This is a genomic window from Actinomadura soli, from assembly GCF_005889715.1.
Lineage (GTDB): Bacteria > Actinomycetota > Actinomycetes > Streptosporangiales > Streptosporangiaceae > Spirillospora > Spirillospora soli.
This window is the reverse complement of record NZ_VCKW01000443.1, coordinates 1-4,112: the sequence shown is the minus strand read 5'-3', so window position 1 is coordinate 4,112 and position 4,112 is coordinate 1. Positions and strand designations below refer to the sequence as shown.

Sequence of the window (4,112 nt, the reverse complement as noted above, 5' to 3'; positions counted from 1 at the left end):
CGCGAACAGCGCGTCCAGCCCGTCACCCACGGCGCTGCGGATGGCCTTGGCCAGGTCGCCGCCGCCGGTCGAGGCGCACGTTTGTACCTCGCATAGGTTCAGCCGCGCGGGACAACGGCGACCGGACATTGGGCGTGGTGTATGACGCCGTGGCTGACCGACCCCAGTTGCGGGGCGTTCCAGCGGCAGTCGTGGGTGCCGACGACCAGCAAGCGGGCGTTGCGCGACGCGGTGGACAGGGCGGTCACCGGGTGTTTCAGGACAATCTCGTCTACGACGTCGACCTGCGGATACTTGGCCCGCCAGGGTTTGTACGCGGCGATGACCGCGTTCCGGAGGTCGAGTTCGATCTGCTCGTAGTCGAAGGCGTAGCCGGCCTCGATGAGGGTGGCGAAGGTCTGCCAGGCGTGGACCACCCGTAGCCGGGCGCCGTGAACCATCGCGGCGTCGAAGGCGTACTCCAGTACCGCGTCGGCGTCGCGGATCAGGTCGATGCCCACGACAACCTCGCCGCGGTCGGCGGCGTCGCCGCGCACGATCACCACCGGGACGGTCGAGTGCCCGGCCATGCGCAGGCTCACCGAGCCCAGCAGCAGGCTGGCGAACCCGCCCCGCCCGCGGCTGCCCAGTACCAGCTCGAACGCCTTGCCCGACTGCTCATGCAGGGCTCGCGGTGCCTCTCCGGTGACCAGGACGGCCGTCGTCACCAGGTCCGTCCACCGCTGCTGGACGCGCCCTCGGGCGGCGGCCAGAACCTTGTGCCCGGCACGGTTCAGGAAGTCGGGCGTCTCGGGTGGCACGAACACCGGCGCCTTGTACGGCCGGCTCTCCACGGCATGGACGATGTGCAGCGGACGGTCACGCAGGACGGCTTCGGTGGCGGCCCAGTCAAGGGCACGGTCTGCTTGGTCGGATCCGTCGGTGCCGACGACGATCGGCTTGGACATCGGGGTCCTCCTCTTCGCGGCAGTCGGCTGGTTCCGTGCGGCCCAGCACGTCAGACGTCGGGACCGATGGGCACGGCCACCGGTTCCCACCCTCCATCGCGGCTCACCGCCGTCGTAGTGCCGAAAGTCCCCCGCCGGCGGGCACTGGCCCTCGGATGACGAGCCGATCGGCACCTCTGTGGCCTCCCCTCCGCCTCTGGGCCCCGGTCCTCACCGGCGAGCGTGGAAGGCGAGACTTGGAGGCGGCGAGATGAACGCACGGAGCACGCTCAACGTCCTCCCGGATCCCGCCGTGCCGCGGCCGAACCTGGTCTCGCTGCGGGTCGACCTCAACGGCGTGCCGGTCAACGCCTACGCTTCGGCGGCCTCGATGCCCGAGGCCATCAGCCTGGCCGGCACCCGCCTGCGCGCCCGGGTGGAGCACATGGCCCGGCTCCGGCACACGCACCGCAGATCACACCACGGCACCACGGCGACCGGCTGACCCCTGCCAGGGATTCCGCGTCCCCCGACGGCCGCCCACTGAAGGGACCCGGTGCCGCAGGCAGGGGCCGGACGGCGGTCACCACGGGACAAAGGTCCCTACGCCATTACCGGCGGGCGGCAGACGCTGGAATCGGCACCGTAAAGCCGCCACTGGGCGGCGCGCCATCCCGGAAGGAGCTTCGCGATGGCGAGGCAGATCACCACCCCCGGTTACACCGGCCTGGCCTTGGAGCACCGCGTCGCGGTGCTGGAGCAGCAGGTCGCCGCGCTCATCGAAGCGACCCGCCTGCTGGCCGCCGCTCTGGAGGGCACTCCCCTGGACACGCCGGACGACGGAACCACGCCGACCGCACGGCGCGCACACGAACTGCTCCTGTTGCCACCGCTCACCACCCCTCGCCCGCACTGACGCTTAGGAGAGCAACGACATGTCCACGCAACGAGCGACCATCCTCGTCGGAGCCGACGGCTCCGCACCGTCCGACCGCGCCATCGGCTGGGCCGCCGACGAAGCCGCCCGCTCCGGCAAGTCCCTGCGCATCCTGCACATTGTGGAGACCGCCAACCTGGACATCCCGGGGCACACCACCGACGGGATCTCCGAGGCCCTCGCCGAGTCAGGCGACCAGGTCCTGCGGGCCGGGCAGGCCCTCGCCCTGCGGCGGCAGCCGGACCTCACCGTCGAGACCATGCTCATCCACCAGCGGAATGTGCAGGCCGGGCTGCGGCAATACGCCGACGAGGCCGCCACGGCGGTGGTCGGCCATCGCGGCAGGGGCGGTTTCACCGGGCTGCTGCTCGGTTCCACCAGTCTGCGCCTGGCCGGGCATTATCCCGGCCCGGTGGTCGTGGTCCGCGAGCAGGCCGACACCACGGCGGACGAGGTCGTGGTCGGCCTGGACCTGACCGAGGATCCCGCACCGGCGCTCGACCACGCCTTCGCCGCGGCCGCCGCGCGGGGCGCACGGCTGCGTGCGCTGCACGCCTGGCGTCCTTCCCCTCTCGCCATCGAGGCGCGGGTGGAGTCGCGCATCGTCACCGACATTCTCCGCACCCGCCTGGCCTCCGCACTGGCGCCCTGGCGGGGGCGGCACCCGGACGTCAAGGTCGCCGAGGACATCGTCATCGATCACCCGGTCGACGCGCTGGCCACCGCCTCCGCGCACGCCGCGCTGGTCGTCGTCGGCTCCCGGGGCCGGACCATCCCCCTCGGATCGGTGAGCCACGGCCTGGTCCACCACGCGCGCTGCCCGGTCGCGGTCGTGCGCCCTTACGAGGACTGACGGGCCGGGCCGGAGAGCCGCGAAGCGGGTGACCTTGGTCCCCCGGTTCGGGGACGGGCGCCCGGAGCGCGGCAGGGCGGCCCGGTGATCGGCTGAGAAGGCGGCGGCGGCGACGCCGCTGCGGAGAAGGAGGCATCTGATGAGCGCGCAACCGGCCCGCCGGAGGCTGGGGCTGTGGATGGCCACCGCCCTGGTGGTGGGCAACATGATCGGATCGGGTGTGTTCCTGCTGCCCAGCTCGCTGGCCGCCTACGGGCCGATCAGCCTCGTCGCCTGGGGGTTCACCGCGGTCGGGGCGATCCTGCTGGCGCTGGTGTTCGCCCGCCTCGCCCGCGCCTACCCCCGCACCGGCGGCCCGTACGCCTACGCACGCAAGGCGTTCGGCGACTTCGTCGGCTTCCAGACCGCGTGGGGCTACTGGATCGCGGTCTGGGCCGGGAACGCCGCCATCGCGGTCGCGTTCGTCGGATACCTGGCGCACTTCTGGCCCGCGCTGGGCGCTGACAAGGTGCTGGCGGCGGGGGTGGGGCTGGCGGCGATCTGGCTGCTGACCGCCGTCAACTCCTACGGGATCCGCCAGGGCGGCGCCGTCCAGGTCGCCACCACCATCATCAAGCTGGTGCCGTTGCTGCTGATCGCGGTCGGCGGGCTGTTCTTCATCGAGTCCGGCAACTTCGGCGAGTTCAACGCCAGCGGCGAAGGCGCGTTCGGCGCGGTGACCGGCGCGGCCGCGCTGACGCTGTGGGCGTTCATCGGGCTGGAGTCGGCGACCGTCCCCGCCGAGGACGTGCAGAACCCGGAGAAGACCATCCCGCGCGCCACCGTCGCCGGGACGGCCGTCACCGCGCTGATCTACATCCTCGGCACCGTCGCGGTGCTGGGCCTGGTGCCCGCCGCCGCGCTGGCGACCTCGACCGCGCCGTTCGCCGACGCCGCCGACGCCGCGTTCGGCGGCTGGGCCGCCGACCTCGTCGCGGCGGGCGCGGCGATCAGCGCGTTCGGCGCGCTCAACGGCTGGATCCTGCTGCAGGGCCAGATCCCCTTCGCCGCCGCCCGCGACGGCCTGTTCCCCCGCGTCTTCGCCCGCACCGGACGCAGCGGCACCCCGATCGTCGGGCTGGTGGTCTCCAGCGTCCTGGTCACCGGGCTGATGGTGATGAACTACAACGCCAGCCTGGTCGACCAGTTCACCTTCATCATCCTGCTGGCCACCCTCACCACCGTCATCCCCTACGCCTACGCGGCCGCCGCCCAGCTGGTGCTGCTGGCCACCGACCGCACCGCGTTCTCCGGCCGGCGCCTGGCCGGTTCCGCCGTCATCGCGCTGCTGGCGTTCGGGTACTCGGTGTGGGCGATCGCCGGGTCCGGCTACGAGGTCGTCTACAAGGGCACCCTG

The 4,112-nt window shown here is 72.3% G+C and carries 5 protein-coding genes; 4 read left to right on the top strand and 1 reads right to left on the bottom strand.

Features of this window, described 5'->3' with window-relative positions; all coding sequences use genetic code 11:
* Positions 1 to 98: 98 nt before the first annotated feature.
* The gene (locus tag ETD83_RS40165; RefSeq protein ID WP_138650492.1) at positions 99 to 947 is read right to left on the bottom strand and encodes a universal stress protein; all 849 of its coding nucleotides are present in this window, start codon (positions 945 to 947) and stop codon (positions 99 to 101) included.
* Positions 948 to 1,197: 250 nt separating this feature from the next.
* Here ETD83_RS40165 and ETD83_RS40160 point away from each other — a divergent pair, with 250 nt between their 5' ends.
* From ETD83_RS40160 to ETD83_RS40145, 4 genes are all read left to right on the top strand, one after another.
* The gene (locus ETD83_RS40160; RefSeq protein WP_138650491.1) at positions 1,198 to 1,431 is read left to right on the top strand and encodes a hypothetical protein; all 234 of its coding nucleotides are present in this window, start codon (positions 1,198 to 1,200) and stop codon (positions 1,429 to 1,431) included.
* A gap of 186 nt (positions 1,432 to 1,617) precedes the next feature.
* Positions 1,618 to 1,842 carry a hypothetical protein gene (locus ETD83_RS40155; RefSeq protein WP_138650490.1) on the top strand — a complete coding sequence of 75 codons (225 nt, stop codon included), beginning with the start codon at positions 1,618 to 1,620 and terminating at the stop codon, positions 1,840 to 1,842.
* 19 nt (positions 1,843 to 1,861) lie between these two features.
* Positions 1,862 to 2,716: a universal stress protein gene (locus ETD83_RS40150; RefSeq protein ID WP_138650489.1), complete on the top strand. Its 855-nt coding sequence runs from the start codon at positions 1,862 to 1,864 to the stop codon at positions 2,714 to 2,716.
* Positions 2,717 to 2,855: 139 nt separating this feature from the next.
* Positions 2,856 to 4,112: amino acid permease (locus ETD83_RS40145; RefSeq protein WP_138650488.1), on the top strand; the 1,257-nt coding region annotated here is incomplete at its 3' end.

Excerpts from the sequence above, each read along its gene's own strand:
- ETD83_RS40160 (WP_138650491.1), top strand. The coding sequence starts at position 1,198 with ATGAACGCACGGAGCACGCTCAACGTCCTCCCGGATCCCGCCGTGCCG.
- ETD83_RS40155 (WP_138650490.1), top strand. The coding sequence starts at position 1,618 with ATGGCGAGGCAGATCACCACCCCCGGTTACACCGGCCTGGCCTTGGAG.
- ETD83_RS40150 (WP_138650489.1), top strand. The coding sequence starts at position 1,862 with ATGTCCACGCAACGAGCGACCATCCTCGTCGGAGCCGACGGCTCCGCA.
- ETD83_RS40165 (WP_138650492.1), bottom strand. The coding sequence starts at position 947 with ATGTCCAAGCCGATCGTCGTCGGCACCGACGGATCCGACCAAGCAGAC.